Annotated in this window: 15 protein-coding genes and 1 pseudogene; 4 read left to right on the forward strand and 12 right to left on the reverse strand. The window is 60.1% G+C overall.

The genetic code is table 11. The features are described from left to right. The first annotated feature begins 29 nt into the window (after positions 1–29). Complete coding sequence (locus Q4481_RS19925; protein WP_377352844.1) at positions 30–371, forward strand: ribbon-helix-helix domain-containing protein; 342 nt, start codon at positions 30–32, stop codon at positions 369–371. Beyond that, positions 340–726, forward strand: coding sequence for a type II toxin-antitoxin system RelE/ParE family toxin (locus Q4481_RS19930; protein WP_304378150.1), 387 nt, complete (start codon positions 340–342; stop codon positions 724–726). Before Q4481_RS19925 ends, Q4481_RS19930 begins: the two co-directional genes overlap by 32 nt. 55 nt (positions 727–781) lie before the next feature. Here the strand turns inward: Q4481_RS19930 and Q4481_RS19935 are convergent, their stop codons facing one another. From Q4481_RS19935 to Q4481_RS19965, 6 genes and pseudogenes are all read right to left on the reverse strand, one after another. Further along, positions 782–1,339: a hypothetical protein gene (locus tag Q4481_RS19935; RefSeq protein ID WP_304378151.1), complete on the reverse strand. Its 558-nt coding sequence runs from the start codon at positions 1,337–1,339 to the stop codon at positions 782–784. Then, a complete protein-coding gene (locus Q4481_RS24670; protein ID WP_377352888.1) occupies positions 1,339–1,887 on the reverse strand; it encodes a biotin/lipoyl-containing protein in 549 nt (182 codons plus the stop codon). Before Q4481_RS24670 ends, Q4481_RS19935 begins: the two co-directional genes overlap by 1 nt. Continuing rightward, positions 1,875–3,342 (reverse strand): annotated as a pseudogene (locus Q4481_RS19950) (acetyl-CoA carboxylase biotin carboxylase subunit); the annotation flags it as partial. The gene Q4481_RS24670 and the pseudogene Q4481_RS19950, both read right to left, overlap by 13 nt. Then, positions 3,308–3,643 (reverse strand): hypothetical protein, encoded by a 336-nt coding sequence (locus Q4481_RS19955; RefSeq protein ID WP_304378152.1) that lies wholly within the window; start codon positions 3,641–3,643, stop codon positions 3,308–3,310. The pseudogene Q4481_RS19950 and the gene Q4481_RS19955, both read right to left, overlap by 35 nt. A gap of 52 nt (positions 3,644–3,695) precedes the next feature. Then, entirely contained in the window at positions 3,696–4,004 is a 309-nt protein-coding gene (locus Q4481_RS19960; RefSeq protein WP_304378153.1) for a hypothetical protein, read from the reverse strand. Positions 4,005–4,208: 204 nt separating this feature from the next. After that, a complete protein-coding gene (locus Q4481_RS19965) occupies positions 4,209–5,741 on the reverse strand; it encodes an acyl-CoA carboxylase subunit beta (RefSeq protein ID WP_304378154.1) in 1,533 nt (510 codons plus the stop codon). A 142-nt stretch (positions 5,742–5,883) separates the two neighbouring features. On the opposite strand from Q4481_RS19965, the gene Q4481_RS19970 reads away from it, so the two are divergent. After that, positions 5,884–7,302 (forward strand): helix-turn-helix domain-containing protein, encoded by a 1,419-nt coding sequence (locus Q4481_RS19970; protein WP_304378155.1) that lies wholly within the window; start codon positions 5,884–5,886, stop codon positions 7,300–7,302. Between the two features lie 15 nt (positions 7,303–7,317). Here Q4481_RS19970 and Q4481_RS19975 read toward each other — a convergent pair whose 3' ends face one another. After that, entirely contained in the window at positions 7,318–8,052 is a 735-nt protein-coding gene (locus Q4481_RS19975) for an MOSC domain-containing protein (protein ID WP_304378156.1), read from the reverse strand. Positions 8,053–8,212: 160 nt separating this feature from the next. On the opposite strand from Q4481_RS19975, the gene ggt reads away from it, so the two are divergent. Then, positions 8,213–9,949 (forward strand): gamma-glutamyltransferase, encoded by a 1,737-nt coding sequence (gene ggt / locus Q4481_RS19980; protein WP_304378157.1) that lies wholly within the window; start codon positions 8,213–8,215, stop codon positions 9,947–9,949. 66 nt (positions 9,950–10,015) lie between these two features. Here ggt and Q4481_RS19985 read toward each other — a convergent pair whose 3' ends face one another. The 5 genes from Q4481_RS19985 to Q4481_RS20005 form a co-directional block, all read right to left on the reverse strand. Next, on the reverse strand, positions 10,016–12,400 hold the full coding sequence (locus Q4481_RS19985; RefSeq protein ID WP_304378158.1) for an aldehyde dehydrogenase family protein: 2,385 nt from the start codon (positions 12,398–12,400) through the stop codon (positions 10,016–10,018). Positions 12,401–12,404: 4 nt separating this feature from the next. Further along, entirely contained in the window at positions 12,405–13,391 is a 987-nt protein-coding gene (gene deoC / locus Q4481_RS19990) for a deoxyribose-phosphate aldolase (RefSeq protein WP_304378159.1), read from the reverse strand. Positions 13,392–13,484: 93 nt separating this feature from the next. Beyond that, entirely contained in the window at positions 13,485–14,219 is a 735-nt protein-coding gene (locus tag Q4481_RS19995) for a DeoR/GlpR family DNA-binding transcription regulator (RefSeq protein ID WP_304378160.1), read from the reverse strand. A 115-nt stretch (positions 14,220–14,334) separates the two neighbouring features. After that, positions 14,335–15,135 carry an aldolase/citrate lyase family protein gene (locus tag Q4481_RS20000; protein ID WP_304378161.1) on the reverse strand — a complete coding sequence of 267 codons (801 nt, stop codon included), beginning with the start codon at positions 15,133–15,135 and terminating at the stop codon, positions 14,335–14,337. Positions 15,136–15,146: 11 nt separating this feature from the next. Further along, positions 15,147–16,355: an NAD(P)/FAD-dependent oxidoreductase gene (locus tag Q4481_RS20005; protein WP_304378162.1), complete on the reverse strand. Its 1,209-nt coding sequence runs from the start codon at positions 16,353–16,355 to the stop codon at positions 15,147–15,149. Positions 16,356–16,429: the final 74 nt, after the last annotated feature.

The raw sequence follows: 16,429 nt of genomic DNA on the forward strand, positions 1-16,429 counted from the left end.
CTTGACATGCGTTACAGCAGGCGTGGGCCTTGCCCGGTCTGCTCGAATTGACTGCATTGCTACTGGGTAGTATTCTGGGGGCAGAAACGGAGGGCAATGAAATGTCCGTAAAAGCCTCGGTCTCAATTTCCGATCAACAGGAGTCCTTCGCGCGAAAGCTGGTGGAGGAAGGACGTTACGCAAGCCTGAGCGCAGTGGTGCAACGAGGACTGGAGCTGGTTCGTGAAGAAACGGAACTGAAAGACGCGGAACTCGAAGCCCTGAAAGCCCTGATCGCTGAAAGAAGAACAGGCGAATTCCTGAATGGCGCCGAGAGCCATCAACAGATCGAAGACATGATTGCCTCAAAAAGAGCGCTCTATGGCCTTTAGGATCAGCCGATCCCGCGACAGTATCCAAGATCTCGAAATCATCTTCGATCATTTGGTGAGATCTTACATCAATCTCGGCGATAGCACCGCCGACGCCTTTGAACGCGCTGCCAATCGTATCCGCGCCATCGAGGCAGACATGGAAACGATCTCGAAAGCGCCTCATCAGGGAACGCTTCACAACCTTCTCGCGGACGACCTTCGGGTTGTCACGAAAAACCAGGCCATCTTCTATTTCGACATTGATGAAGATGCCGAGGTCATTCGAATCCTTGCTGTCTTTTTCGGCGGACAGGACCACCAGCGGCACATGTTGAAACGGCTTGGACGGAAAAAAACGGTTTCCGACGACTGACGCCGTCAGAAACTCTGGCAATGTGTCTTGCCGTGGCATCGCGTTTATCCTCTCGTCATACCCAGAATTTCCAGAACGGCTTCCTTACTCTGGCGCTGTGTTCTCCAGACAGCGTCACAAATTGCAGTTCATGGCTTTCGTCATGGCGAAACCCGCTCAGATGCTGAAAGAGGACCACAGGAGCATCGTAGATAAAATCCACAACATCGTCGTCTTCTGCCGCCGCTTCGGCGCTGAGATCATCTCTGATAGTCTGCCAGATGGCAGGCAGATCTCCCCATGGGGCTAGATGGTCCAGACCTTCGTTGCAATCGTGAACAAGCGACCATTGCTTCTGGCCATGGTCAAACTTCGCGACCTCCGAGATCATTACCGTCTCATTGGCGCGAAGCATCAGTATTGGACCAAGTCGAGAAGCCATCAGAAGCCGATCATCGGAGAATCGGTAGGCGTCATCGTTTCCCCAAATGATATAGGTTTCGCCGTTGGACGCACCGCTCAAAGGGGTTTTGTTCTCTGGATCAGCCTCACTGGTCGCAGTGAGGCTGAGGCTTTGGAGGATCTTGTCCGCATCCCCGGCCTGCACCGAAAGAAGAGTGACCCGAAAACCCATCACTCGAATTCCATGATCACTTCATCGACGGCGAGGCTTTGTCCTGCCTCAACCTTGACCGATTTTATCGTGGCCTTCTTTTCGGCCTTCAGCACGTTTTCCATCTTCATGGCCTCGACGGTTGCAAGCGCCTGGCCAGCTTCCACCATATCGCCTTCCTTGACCATCACCTGGGTGATGACGCCCGGCATCGGGCAGAGCAGCTGTTTGGACGTATCGGCCGCCTTCTTGACCGGCATATGACGCGACAGTTCGTAAATCCGCGGCGTCATGACCTGGAAGACCTGGTCGATGCCGCGGAAGCGCAGGCGCCAACCGGCCTGAACCTTGGCGATCTTGACGCCGAAAGACTGGCCGGAAACCATGAAGGTGCCATGCGACATGCCGGGCAACCAGTCGCTCGTCACAACCTGCTCGATGCCATCATCATAGACGATGCTGGCACAGCCAGCTTCGACCGACATGGTCAACGGCCAGAAGAACTTGCCGCCGACCGCGACATAATCGCTGCCGAGCTTGCGCGGATGATTGGCCATGGTGCCGGAAATCCTGGTCTTGCGGGATTCCTCGACAAACTGCGCGAAGGCGGCCACGGAGGCGAGCAGGCGCGACTGTTCGGCACTCGGCTCGACGCCGCCAAAACCTTCCGGCCATTCCTCGGCAATGAAGGCGGTGGTGATGTTGCCGGAATAGAAGCGCGGATGCGCCATCACCGCCGAAAGGAATGGCAGGTTATGGCCGATACCTTCGACCTCGAAATTGTCGAGCGCATTCGCCATGGCTTCGATGGCTTCCGGACGCGACGGCGCCCAGGTGCAAAGCTTGGCGATCATCGGGTCGTAATACATCGAGATCTCGCCGCCCTCGAAGACGCCGGTATCATTACGCACGATGGTTCCATCCTCGCGATAGCCTTCGACCGGCGGGCGATAGCGGGTCAGGCGGCCGATCGACGGCAGGAAGCTGCGATAGGGATCCTCGGCATAAAGACGGCTTTCCATCGCCCAGCCATTGAGCTTCACTTCCTTCTGGCCGAAGGCGAGCTGTTCGCCATTGGCAACGCGGATCATCTGTTCGACGAGATCGAGACCGGTGATCAATTCGGTGACAGGATGCTCCACCTGCAGGCGGGTGTTCATTTCGAGGAAGTAGAAGTTGCGCTTGCCGTCGACGATGAATTCGACGGTGCCGGCAGAATGATAACCGACAGCCTTGGCGAGCGCGACCGCCTGCTCGCCCATGGCGCGGCGGGTTGCCTCATCGAGGAAAGGCGACGGCGCCTCTTCCACGACCTTCTGGTTGCGGCGCTGGATCGAGCATTCACGCTCGCCGAGATAAAGCACATTGCCATGCTTGTCGCCGAGAACCTGAATTTCGATATGGCGCGGCTCGGTGACGAATTTCTCGATGAAGATACGGTCGTCGCCAAAGGAGTTCTTCGCCTCGTTCTTCGACGACTGGAAACCTTCGCGCGCTTCTTCCGCATTCCAGGCAATGCGCATGCCCTTGCCGCCGCCGCCGGCAGAAGCCTTGATCATGACCGGGTAGCCGATCTCGTTGGAGATCTTCACCGCCTCCTCGGCATCGGCGATCAGGCCCATATAGCCCGGTACGGTCGAGACACCCGCTTCGGCGGCCAGCTTCTTTGAAGTGATCTTGTCGCCCATCGCCTGGATGGCTCCGACCGGCGGGCCAACGAAGGTGATGCCTTCCTTGTCGAGCGCTTCGGCGAAGACTGCGTTTTCGGACAGGAAGCCGTAGCCGGGATGGACTGCATCGGCGCCGGTCTTGCGGATGGCGTCGAGGATCTTGTCGATGACGATGTAGGACTGGCTGGACGGTGCCGGGCCGATATGGACCGCTTCATCCGCCATCTTCACATGCATCGCCTCGCGATCGGCGTCGGAATAGACGGCAACGGTCTTGATGCCCAGCTTGCGGGCGGTCCGAATGACCCGGCAGGCGATTTCACCGCGGTTGGCGATCAGAATTTTCTTTATCATCGTCGTCTTTCCTGGGTTCAGGCGCAAATTTGCGTTCGTAGGGCATGAGCCAGATGGCCGAAGCCGTGACCGCGGCGCCGAAGGTCAGCGCAAGCGGAAAGGCGATCAGCACGATCGGCAGGATGGGATTGGATGCATGCAGAATGCGTGTGCCGATGCCGCCTATGTCGAGATAGATCAGCAAGGCCGCGATCATGAGACCGAGGAAGACGCCGAAGGCGGCGTTGAGCGCCATGAAGCGCATCATCAGCCAGTGATCTCGTCTGGCTTCTTCCGGTGTCATTTTCGGTTTGAGTGCCATGGCGCCTTCCCTTCAGCATGGGCCAGCGCCGAGACGGTTTTGGATCGTCAGATCAGAATGGCTCGCGCCCTTCACCACGTTCCTTTGCATATTTTGCCTCATAGGGAAGCACCCAGATGGCAATGCACAGAACGATGGCGCCGAAGGTCAGGCCCATGGGAACCGCGATCAGGAATATGGGAATGATGGGATTGTCGGTGCGCGCAACCCTTGTGCCGAGCGTGCCGATATCCAGAAGGAAAACCAGCGCTGCGCAGACCAGTCCGAGACCCAGCCCCATGGCAAAACGCTTGGCCATGAAACGCAGCATTTCCTCGTGGTCCCGCCGGGCTTCTTCCGGCGTCATCAGCGGCTTCTGCATCGACGATTTCCTCCCGTCCGAAAGCCGATGCCGCAAGCCGCTCCTCCAGCCGCGCATCGAACCATTGCGGCATATTGCCGCGCGAACGGGATCTTGTAAAGGAACGTCGCATATTCGCAGACGATCCTTCGCATAAATCGCACATTTTGTTGACAATCATCATTTCCAGCCTCGCCGACACCGTGCTCCTCCCCGTCGACCTCCTCAGAGAGGCATGGTGTCGTGCTTCTTCCAGTGCGTTTCCAGCTTCTTGGTCCGAAGCATCGCGAAGGCGCGGGCGATCCGGCGGCGTGAGGAATGCGGCATGATCACCTCGTCGATGAAGCCGCGTTCGGCTGCCACGAAGGGATTGGCGAAACGATCCTCATATTCCTTGGTGCGGGCGGCAATCTTTTCCGGATCGTTGAGTTCCGAACGATAAAGAATCTCGGTTGCGCCCTTGGCGCCCATGACAGCGATTTCCGCGGTCGGCCAGGCATAGTTGACATCGGCACCGATATGCTTCGAAGCCATGACGTCATAGGCGCCACCATAGGCCTTGCGGGTGATCAGCGTCACCATCGGCACCGTTGCCTGGCTATAGGCGAACAGAAGCTTGGCGCCGTGCTTGATGATGCCGTTATATTCCTGCGCGGTGCCCGGCAGGAAGCCCGGCACATCGACGAGTGTCAGGATCGGAATGTTGAAGGCATCGCAGAAACGCACAAATTTCGCAGCCTTGCGCGAGGAGTCGATATCCAGGCAACCGGCGAGCACCATCGGCTGGTTGGCGACGACACCGACCGTCTGGCCTTCCAGGCGGATGAAGCCGGTCAGGATGTTGCGGGCATAGGCCTCGGCGATTTCGTGGAACTCGCCCTCGTCCGCAATGGCAAGAACCAATTCGCGCATGTCGTAGGGCTTGTTGGCGCTGTCCGGAATCAGCGTGTCCAGACGCTCCTCGATCCGGGCCGGATCGTCGAAGAAGGGGCGCACCGGCGGCTGTTCGCGATTGTTGAGCGGCAGGAAATCGAAGAGATCGCGGATCTTGAGGAGTGCTTCGATATCATTGTCGAAGGCACCGTCGGCCACCGAGGACTTGGTCGTGTGGGTCTTGGCGCCGCCGAGATCCTCGGCCGAAACGATTTCATTGGTCACCGTCTTCACGACATCGGGGCCGGTGACGAACATGTAGGAACTGTCTCGCACCATGAAGATGAAATCGGTCATAGCCGGCGAATAGACAGCACCACCGGCACAGGGTCCCATGATCACCGAGATCTGCGGAATGACGCCCGACACTTCGGCATTGCGACGGAACACTTCGGCATAGCCGGCAAGCGAGGCGACCCCTTCCTGGATACGGGCGCCGCCGGAATCGTTAAGACCGATGACCGGCGCCCCGTTGCGGGCTGCCATGTCCATGATCTTGCAGATCTTCTGCGCATGGGTTTCCGACAGCGAACCACCGAGAACGGTGAAATCCTGGCTGAATACATAGACGAGGCGACCGTTGATCGTGCCCCAACCGGTAACGACGCCGTCGCCGGGGACCTTGTTCTCTTCCATGCCGAAATCGGTGCAGCGATGGGAGACATACATGTCATATTCTTCGAACGAGCCCTCATCGAGCAGGACGTCGATCCGCTCACGAGCCGTCAGCTTGCCCTTGGAATGCTGGGTGTCGATACGCTTCTGACCACCGCCCACGCGGGCCGCCTCACGACGCGTTTCCAACTGTTCGAGTATCTGGCGCATGGTATCTCCCACCCGATTGCTGAAGCCGGCCCACCTCCGGACCAGCCTCTTCATAAATCGTCGGCGCCTCTAACAAAATGCTTGATCATGCGAACATGCGCAGTTTACACTTTGTGAAACTGAATTTTGCAAATTTGCGAACATGGCTGTCGGCAAACTCTATATCGGACGCAAGGTCCGCGATCTCAGGCTCGAGAACCGCGCCACGCAGGCGCAGTTCGCCGAACGGATCGGCATTTCGGTTTCCTATCTCAACCAGATCGAAAACAACCAGCGTCCGGTATCCGCCGCGGTGCTCCTGTCGCTCGCCGAAAAATTCAAGATCGATCTAGCCGACCTTTCTGCCGGGGAAGGCGACCGGCTGCTTTCGGCGCTGACGGAGACCCTGACCGATCCGATCTTCGAACCTTTCAGCACCAGCCTGCAGGAACTGAAGCTGATTACCCAGAATGCACCGGGACTGGCGCACGCGCTGATCGCATGCCATCAGGCCTACCGCCACAATTCCGAACAGCTCGCCTCGATCGACCAGACTTTGGGTCGCGCTTCCGGCGTGTTTGAAAACACGCCCTATGAGGAAGTCCGCGACTTTTTCCATTTCGTCGACAACTACATCCACGAAATCGATCTGAAGGCGGAGAAGCTCGCGACCGAACTCGGCATCGGCGATACCGATCTCAATCCGGCGCTCACAGCCTTTCTCGAGCGTGAGTATGGCGTGCGCATCGTCCGCTCGACCCGCGATGACGACATGATCCGCGCCTATGACCATCAGGCACGCGTGCTGACGCTGAATGCCTATCTTCCGGCGTCGACACGCGATTTCCAGATCGCCATGCAGATTGCCCAGCTCCATGCCGCCGATTCGATTGACCAGGTTGCAAAGCAGGCCGGTTTCCGGACGAGCGAGGCCATGGAAATCTGCAAGATCGGGCTGCACAATTATTTCGCCGGCGCGCTGATCCTGCCCTACCGCAAGTTCATGCAGGCCGCGCGCGATGTGCGGCATGACATCGATCTTCTTTCGCTGCGGTTCGGCGCCAGCCTCGAGCAGGTCTGCCACCGGCTTTCGACCCTGCAGCGCCCCGGCCTCAAGGGGGTTCCGATTTTCTTTGCCCGCATCGATCGTGCCGGCAACATCACAAAACGCCATTCTGCTGCCAAATTGCAGTTCGCCCGCTTTGGTGCTGCCTGTCCGCTCTGGAATGCCCATCAGGCATTCGAAATGCCGGGGCGCATCATCCGCCAGCTCGCAGAAACGCCGGACGGCGTGCGCTACCTGTCGCTTTCGACCCAGGTCACCAAGGGCGGGCGCGGCTTTCGCCTGTCGCAACAGCATTACGCGCTCGCGCTCGGCTGCGAGATTTCCTATGCCGATGCCTTCGTCTATGCCGACGGGCTCGATCTTACCAACAAGGCGGCCTTCGATCCGATCGGCATTTCCTGCCGGATCTGCGAGCGCACCAAATGCGCAAGCCGCGCCATGCCGCCGTTGAAGGGCCGGCTGGTGATCGACCATGAGAACCGGGCCATTCTGCCCTATGGACTGCGCGAGAACTGATCTGCAGATGCCCGCTCAGACCAGCTGGACCCTGTCGCCTGTTCGAATTGTGATGGCCCGCTCCGGAACGCAATAGACGCCGATATTGTGACCGTTGTTGCGGACCAGATGGCGCAGGATATCGGGATCATGCGCCAGATCCGTCTGGCTCTGTATCGTCAGACCACAGCGGCGGGTCGGTTCGGTGATTGTCAGGCGCTCTTCGCCGATCAGCAGGTCGCGCCCGATCCATTCGGTCTCCGGGAACGAGCCCGGCATCTCGTCCATCTCGACAAAGATATTGGGCCGGAACCGCCTCGGATCGGCCTGACCAGCCGGATGCAGTGCCTTGAGGGCCGCAAGCGATGCCGTCGTCAAAAGATGGATGGGGCTCGGCTGGTATCGATTGCGCGCCCCTTGAATATCCACCCCGGGCTTCGGCGCTGGATCGTCATAGCGGCGGAGTTCGACCGGAAATCCCATGAAACGAGACAGGGCCTCATCCATCGTTTCAGCCGATTGCCAGTCGCCATCCGGCAATTTGAGTTCCAGCGTGCCGGCAGAGGTCACGCGGCTCGTGATTTCGAGTATCGGACGCCAGCGCCCGTCGCGTGCCGGATCAGCAATCTGGCCGGTTTCCCGATCGAACAGGCCGAATTGCCGGTCTCCCGGAACGCCCTGCGGTGTCACGGTCAGCGTCGGGATTTCATGCCCGGCCATCGTGCTGACCGGATAGTGCCAGAGTGCGATGACCCTTCCGATGTCGATCATGCCCAATTCTCCTTTCGGGCAGTCTGGCCCACTCGCCGCAAGGATTCCAGTCTTTCTTGATGGCCCCCGACACTTCGAACCAGCATGAGGCGACCGTTCTTTCCGCTGGACTTGGGCTTCCGCTTCCGACAGGCTTATCGATCAACACAGGGAGAGCGCCATGCTGCGAATTCGAACCCGGTCCATAATCGTCGCCACCTATATCCTGACCACGCTCGTCCCTCCCGGCTGGGCTGCGGCGCCGGCTCCGGTCAAGGCCGAGCATGGCATGGTGGTAACGGCCCAGAAGCTGGCATCGGAAGCCGGCATCGAGGTTCTGAAATCCGGTGGCAATGCGGTGGATGCCGCAGTGGCCGTGGGTTACGTCCTCTCCGTGGTCTATCCGACCGCGGGCAACATCGGCGGTGGCGGCTTCATGACCATTCGCATGGCCGACGGACGCGAAACCTTTCTCGATTTCCGCGAGCGCGCGCCGGGCAAGGCCTACAAGACAATGTACCTTGATGGCGAGGGAAAGGTGATCCCCGGCCTGAGCACGCAGGGCTATCTGGCAGTGGGCGTGCCCGGCACCGTTGCGGGTCTGGAATATGCCCGGGAGCATTACGGTACCAAACCGCGCCGGGCACTGATGACCCGGGCGATCAATCTGGCGCGCGAAGGCTTCCTGCTCGAACAGGGCGATGCGACCATCCTGGCGTCCGGAGCCCGCAAGCTCGGCAAGGACAAGGCAGCGGCGGCGATCTTTCTCAAGCCTGATGGCTCGGCTCCGAAACCCGGTGAGAAGCTGGTGCAGCCCGATCTTGCCAAGGCGCTCGATGCCATTGCCTCCGAAGGACAGACCGCCTTCTACAAAGGCGCAATCGCTCAAAAGATCGTTGATGCCAGCAACGCCCATGGCGGCCTGTTGGCGATGGAGGATTTCGCCTCCTATCAGGTCCGCGAACGCAAGCCGGTACGCTGCAACTACCGGGGTTACGCTATCATCTCGTCTCCGCCCCCAAGCTCCGGCGGCGTCATCCTCTGCGAGATCCTCAATATTCTCGAAGCCTATCCGCTCGGCCATCTCGGCTATCATTCCGCCGACAGCGTCCATCTGATGGTGGAAGCGATGCGGCATGCCTATGCGGACCGCAATTCGGCGCTTGGCGATCCGGATTTCGTCAAGAACCCGGTCGCAACCTTGCTGGACAAGTCCTACGCAGCGAAGATCCGTACGGAAATCTCGCCCTACCGGGCCGGAAAGTCTGCTGATGTGACCCCGATTGCCGCGGAAAGCGCTGAAACGACGCACTATTCGATCGTCGATGCCGAAGGGAATGCGGTTTCGGTGACCTACACGCTCAACGGCGCCTTCGGCACCGGCATCGTCGCGCCCGGGACCGGCATTCTGCTCAACAACGAGATGGATGATTTCACCGCCAAACCCGGCACAGCCAATCTCTATGGCCTCGTTCAAGGAGAAGCCAACTCGGTCGAGCCGGGCAAGACGCCGCTCTCGTCCATGAGCCCGACAATCGTGACGCGCGACGGCAAGCTCTTCATGGTGATCGGTAGCCCGGGTGGCGCCCGCATCATTACCATCACGCTTGAAGCCATCCTTAATGTGGTCGATCACGGTATGAATATCCAGGAAGCGATCGATGCGCCGCGTCTCCATCATCAGTGGCTGCCGGACAAGGTGTTCATGGAACCCTATGCGCTCTCCGGCGACACGCTGAGGATACTCGCTGCCATGGGCCATGATGTGTCGATCGATCCCAACTGGACGATCTGGGGTCAGTCGGCGGGCATACTCGTCGGTGGGGAGGATGTTGCCGATATCGAATCCGGCAAAGGATCACGCCTCAATGGCGCCATCGACAGCCGCGCGATTGCCGGCGCGGCTGTGGGATACTGAAGCCGGTCTGCGGTCAAGCGTTTCAGGAGGATTGGACCCTGCCGATGGACCCGGCAGGGTCAGGCCTCATTCGCCGTAGGGAATCCAGACATTCTTGATGTCGGTGGCGCGGCGCAGGAAGAGCGGGCCTTCCGCCTGTTTCGGATCGAACCAGTCGATGGCCTTGCCATAATCGGTGAACACCCGCTTCAGATTGCCAACCGAGAGTTTCTCAACCGTTGCCGACAGGGCCGTTGACCCGAACGCCCAGACAGCATCGACATCCATATGGCTTGCGAGCGCCTTGCCGAGTTCCAGCGACCCACCGGTGACGATGTTGACGACACCGGCCGGCACATCGGAGGTTTCGAGAACAGTATAGAAATCGGTTGCCGAAAGCGGGTACGGCTCGCTCGGCACCGCGACAACGCGATTGCCGACCGCGATCAGCGGCGCGACAAGCGAGATCAGACCGAGAAGCGGCGCTTCGGGCGGGCAGACAATACCCACGACCCCTTGCGGTTCCGGCAGGGCGAGCGCCACACCACGCAGCGGCGGCTGGTGGACCAGCCCCTCATACTTGTCGGCCCAGGCGCCATAGGTGAAGAGCCGCGAAACAGATGCCTGCACTTCGGCTTCCGCGGAGACCATCGACCGTCCGGTCTGGGCGGCGATGCGGGCTGCAAATTCCGTTTCACGGGACGCGAGATTTTCCGCGATGTAATAGAGGATCTGGGCACGGTTATGCGCCGTTGCCCCGCCCCAGCCACTGGCCGACTGGGCAGCAGCAACGGCATTGCGGATATCCTTGCGATTGCCTTCGCCGACCTCGCCGATCAGCTTGCCCTTGGGCGAAATCACCGGCCGCTCGTAATTGCCATCCGGACGCGCCTGCTTGCCTCCGATATAAAGCTTTACCGTGCGGTCGATCGTCGCCATGGCGAAATCACCGGCCGCAAGCTTGGCTTCGGGCACAGAGACGTCCGGCCGAGGCTTGAGTGCGGCCCATGCCTTTGGCTTGAGATATTCGTAAACCCCCTCACGGCCACCTTCGCGACCGAAACCGGATTCCTTCTTGCCGCCGAAACCGGCCGAGGCATCGAAGAGGTTGGTGGCATTGACCCAGACGACGCCGGCCTGCAATTTGGCCGCCACATGCAGCGCCAGGCCGATCGTTTCACTCCACACCGAGGCGGCCAGACCGTATCGAGCGTGGTTGGCGAGCTGGATCGCCTCTTCCGGCGTGCGGAAGGTCATCGTTATTGCAACCGGACCGAAGATTTCTTCGGTGGCGACGATCGATGTCGGCTGGACATTGGTCAGAAGCGTCGGGCGATAGAAGCAGCCACCGGACGGCAGGTCGATCGGCGCCTGATGCAGTTCTGCGCCTTCGGCAACGCCCTGTGCCACCAGCTTTTCGATACGCTGCAACTGCACCGGCGCCACGATCGCGCCCATATCGATGCATTTGTCGAGCGGCGGACCGACCCGCAGCGTTGCCATTCGTCTCTTTAGCCGGCTCAGGAATTTTTCGGCAATGCCTTCCTGCACAAGAATACGGGAACCGGCACAGCAGACCTGACCCTGATTGAACCAGATCGCATCGACCACGCCTTCGACCGCGCCATCGAGATCGGCATCATCGAACACGATGAAGGGTGACTTGCCGCCAAGCTCGAGTGTCAGCGACTTGCCGGATCCAGCCGTCTTCTCACGGATGATGCGGCCCACTTCGGTGGAGCCGGTGAAGGCGATCTTGTCGACACCCAGATGATCGACCAGAGCGGCCCCGGTTTCACCTTCGCCGGTGACGATGTTGATCACGCCTGCGGGAAGCCCTGCGGCTGCTGCGAGTTCGGCGAACAGAAGCGCCGTCAGCGAGGTGAATTCGGCGGGCTTGAGCACCACCGTATTGCCGAGCGCGAGCGCCGGCGCCACCTTCCAGGCCAGCATGAGGAAGGGGAAGTTCCAGGGAATGATCTGGCCGATGACGCCGATCGGCTGATAATCGGCAAACTCGGTGTCCTGGATCTGCGCCCATCCGGCATGGTGATAGAAATGGCGGGCAGCCAGCGGAATATCGATGTCGCGGGTTTCGCGGATCGGTTTGCCATTGTCGATCGTCTCGATGACGGCAATCAGCCGCGCATGGCGCTGGATCATGCGCGCCAGCGCATAGAGATGGCGGGCGCGCTGGTGACCGGACAGTTTCGACCAGGCGCCTTGCGCCTTGCGGGCCGCTGCAACGGCGAGATCGATATCGTCCTTCGTTCCTGCAGCCAGCATGGCCAGTTCATGACCGGTGGCGGGTTCGAAAGTCGGGAATGTCTTGCCGGATGCCGACGGGCGGAAGGCTCCATCGATGAAATGGCCAAACCGGCTTTCGTGGCGCTTCAGCCAGGCCCGCGCTTCCGCATCGCCTTCGGGTGCCGGTCCATAGGACATGGAATCGAAATACTGGGCAACGGTCATGGCTTTATCCGATCGGGTGTCTCTGGAAGGAGGAGTAGGCGCCGGTTGCGTGATGCTCCAGCTGCCGCTCGATATCGGCCAGAAGCGAAGAGGCGCCGATCCGGAACAGATCCGGCTCCAGCCATTCGCGGCCCAGTTCGTCCTTCATCAGGAACTGGTAGTTCAGGACGTCCTTGGCAGTCGAGATGCCGCCGGCCGGCTTGTAGCCGATCTTGATGCCGGTACGCTCCTCATATTCCCGGATCATGCGGAGCATGACCAGCGTGACAAGCGGAGTGGCGTTGACGCCTTCCTTGCCGGTCGAGGTCTTGATGAAATCGGCACCGGCCATCATGCACACAAGCGAGGCACGCGCGACATTGCGCAAGGTCTTGAGATCGCCGGTGGCGAGAATGGCCTTCACATGGGCGTCACCGCAGGCGGCGCGATAATCCCGCATCTCGTCATAGAGAGCCGTCCAGTTGGCGGTCAGTACATGTTCACGCGTGATGACGATATCGATTTCGCGCGCTCCATCGGCAACCGAAGCCTCGATTTCGCGCAGCTTCGTGTCATGTGGCGAAAGGCCGGCCGGAAACCCGGTCGAGACGGCCGCAACCGGAATGCCGGTCCCGTCCAGTGCTTCGACGGCGGTTGCAACGAACCGGTGGTAGACACAGACGGCGCCGGTGGTGATGCGCCGATCGGCCATTCCGATTGCTTCGAGAATATCGGGACGAACCGGATTGGCCGCTTTAGCACAGAGTCGCTTGACGCGACCGGCCGTGTCGTCGCCATTCAGCGTCGTCAGGTCGATACAGGTGAGTGCCTTCAAGAGCCAGGCAGCCTGCGCATCCTTCTTGACGGTGCGCCGGCCCGAGAGCGAGGCAATGCGACGCTCGCCGGCCGACAGGTTGACGCGCTGCTCGGCGACCCAGGCAAGATCGAGATCCATGCCCGGATTTCGTGGCCAGCCGTGGTTGGGGGCATGGCTGGTTTCAGTGCTCGGCATTTCCACCCTATCCTCCGGATCATAGACTGCGAGATCTGGGATATGTTATTTATCTAACATTCTTTGTTAGGATTGCATCATTGCCGGACAGTGTCAACCGGTTTCGCTGATGTCGGTGAGACCATCTTCGGTGTAGATCGCGTCAAACTCGTCGTAATTGCCGAAGAAGGCGGGTTTGACCCGGCCAATCTTGCTGCGGTCGACGACCATCAGGCATCTTTGCGCCAGCGCCATGGCCTTCTGCTTGATGGCGACCTCGTGAAAATGCGCACAGGTGGCGCCTCGATTGACCTCCAGGCCGGCGGCCGACAGGAAGGCGAGGTTGATGCCCAGACGGTCCAGCATTTCGAGACCCGGGGCCCCGGAAAAGGAAGCGGAAGCCGGAAAATATTCACCACCGAGCATGATGAGCCGCACACGGGGCTTGGCGGCCAGCTTTTCGGCCGTGTTCAGCGCATAGCAGACTGCCGTTACCGGCATGTCCTCGGGCAACAGGTCCACGAGATGCATCAAGGTCGATCCGCAATCGATAAAGATCGTATCGTCGGGACGAATTTCCGCGAGCGCGTAACGGCAGGCCTGGCGTTTGGCCTCGGCATGCTTGTCGGTTGCCGCGGCAATCTGGTAGGGCGCCTCCGGTTCGATGGCGCCGGCCGGCATGATGTGACCACCGAGATAGGCAAACCGTCTCGTATCGCCGGCGATATCGCGCCGGATCGTCATCTCCGACACATCCAGCGCCCGCGCTGCCTCTTTCAGATGCAGCACGCCGCGCTCCTGCAAGAGGTTCGCCAGTCGATCCAGCCTGTCGCGGTTCCGGGGTGTCACACGTGCCTCCTCGTGTCCTCCGACCGTCGCCACATTGGCGGCGGCGCTGGTTCAGGTCAATGACACCTGTGAATATTCTGACAGAAATTCACATGCGTGCTTTTTGCCCGCTCGTTCAATAGCTGCCCGGAGTTTGCGGCGCCGCCGCCTCGCCGGAATAGCGGGCCTTGAGCCGCTTGCCGCCCTCGACCAGCAGGGTCACATCCGAACCGATCGCGATGAAAGAGGCGCCGAGCTCGATGTAACGGCGGGCATAGGTTTCATCCGTCATATAGACGCCGGCTGCCTTGCCGTGCTTGCGGATGCGGATGATCGCATCCTCAATGGCCGCCTGGACTTCCGGCGCAAAGGGTTGGCCGGGAAAACCCATATCGGCGGAAAGATCCGCCGGTCCGATGAAGACCGCATCCACACCTTCGGTGGCGGCAATCGCATCAAGTGCGGCAAGCCCGGCACGGTTTTCGATCTGCAGCATCAGGCAGATTTCCTGATCGGCCGCCTGCATGTAGTTACCGATCAAGCCGAAATTCGAGGCCCGGGCGATCGAGGCGCCGACGCCGCGGATGCCATTCGGCGGATAGCGAACCGCCTGCACCAGTTTCTGTGCCTGCTCGCCGCTTTCCACCATTGGAATGAGAAGCGAAGTCGTGCCGATATCCAGGAGCTGCTTGATCAGCGCCACATCGCCGACCGGCGGCCGGACGATCACATGCGATTGCGATCCCTTGAGCGCCTGCAACTGCTGCAGGATCGATCTCAGGTCGTTCGGACCATGTTCGCCATCGATCAGCAGCCAGTCGAAATTGCAGTGGCCGAGAAGTTCGGCCGTGTAACCATTGGCGAGCGCGAGCCAGAGACCGGTCATGACACGGCCGGCCGCGAGATCGGCTTTCAATCCATTGGCGGGGAGATGCATCGGCTGACCTTTCAGAGAAGTGACTTGAGCACGAAGGACGGGTCGCGGATCTGTTCCGGCGTCGGACCCTTGCCGGCCTCGAGCAGCCGGCGGCTCATCATGTAGGTGGCCCCGTCATTGAGGCAGTCGGCAGCGAGAAAATCGTTGCCGCGGAAATAGAAATGCGATTTTGCCCCTTCGCGGGCACCGGCACGTGTCACCACCGTATCGTAACCGGTGTTGAGACCGGCAATCTGCAGCTTGAGTTCGAACTGGTCGGACCAGAACCAGGGAACCGGGCGATAATCGACCGCCTCGCCCAGCGAATTGCGGGCAGCCACGATTCCCATGTCATTGGCATTCTGCACCGATTCCAACCGGATCATCTGGTCGTGATAGGGAAAACAGGCGCAGTCGCCGATGGCGAAGATCGTTTCGTCGGAGGTCTTGAGCTGGAGATCGACCTTGATACCATTGGCGATCTCCAGTCCGGCCGTTTCCGCAAGCGCGATATCAGGCACGACACCGATGCCTGTGATCACGAAATCGGCCGGCAACACTTCACCGCCCCCCAGTTCGACGCCGACAGCGGCACCGTCCTTCTCGACGATGCGGGCAAGTGCGGTATCCTCAAGGATCGTCACGCCATGCGCCTTGTGAAGTGCGCGGACATCATCGGCGGTTTCGGCGGATGCCACTCTCTTCAGAATACGGTCGGCAGCCTCGATGACGGTGACGGAGACGCCCTTCTTGGCGGCCTCGGATGCCGCTTCGAGCCCGATATAGCCGCCACCCACCACGACGAGCCGACGTCCTTCGACCATTTCGGCCATCAGATGATGGGCATCGGCAAGATCGCGCATGACGAAGACATTCGGAAGAAGGCCGCCGATGGCTTCCGGCAGTCGGCGAGGTCTGGCGCCGGTCGCCAGAACGAGCCGATCATAGGCGCGGATTTCGCCATTCGAGAGATGGATCCTGCGTTCGGCCCGATCGATGGCCGTAGCCCGAACGCCGCGAAGCAGCTCGATGCGGTTTGCCTGATACCACTCATCGGGACGCAGGACGATCTGCTCGAACGTCACCTTGCCCGACATATAGGCCTTGGAGAGCGGTGGCCGCTGATAGGGTGTTTCCGCATCGGACGAAAGGATGGTGATTTCGGCATCCTCGCTGAGCTTGCGCAGCTCTGCGGCATAGGCCAGGGCGGCATGACTTCCACCGATGACGACAGCCTTCATTGGAATATCCTCAGATAATCAGAAGTGAGCCCGGGGCGAGCCCGAACGAACGATATGCTGTTGAATATGATTTA

It is taken from the genome of Fluviirhizobium alvei (genome assembly GCF_030551875.1).
GTDB lineage: Bacteria > Pseudomonadota > Alphaproteobacteria > Rhizobiales > Rhizobiaceae > Rhizobium_E > Rhizobium_E alvei.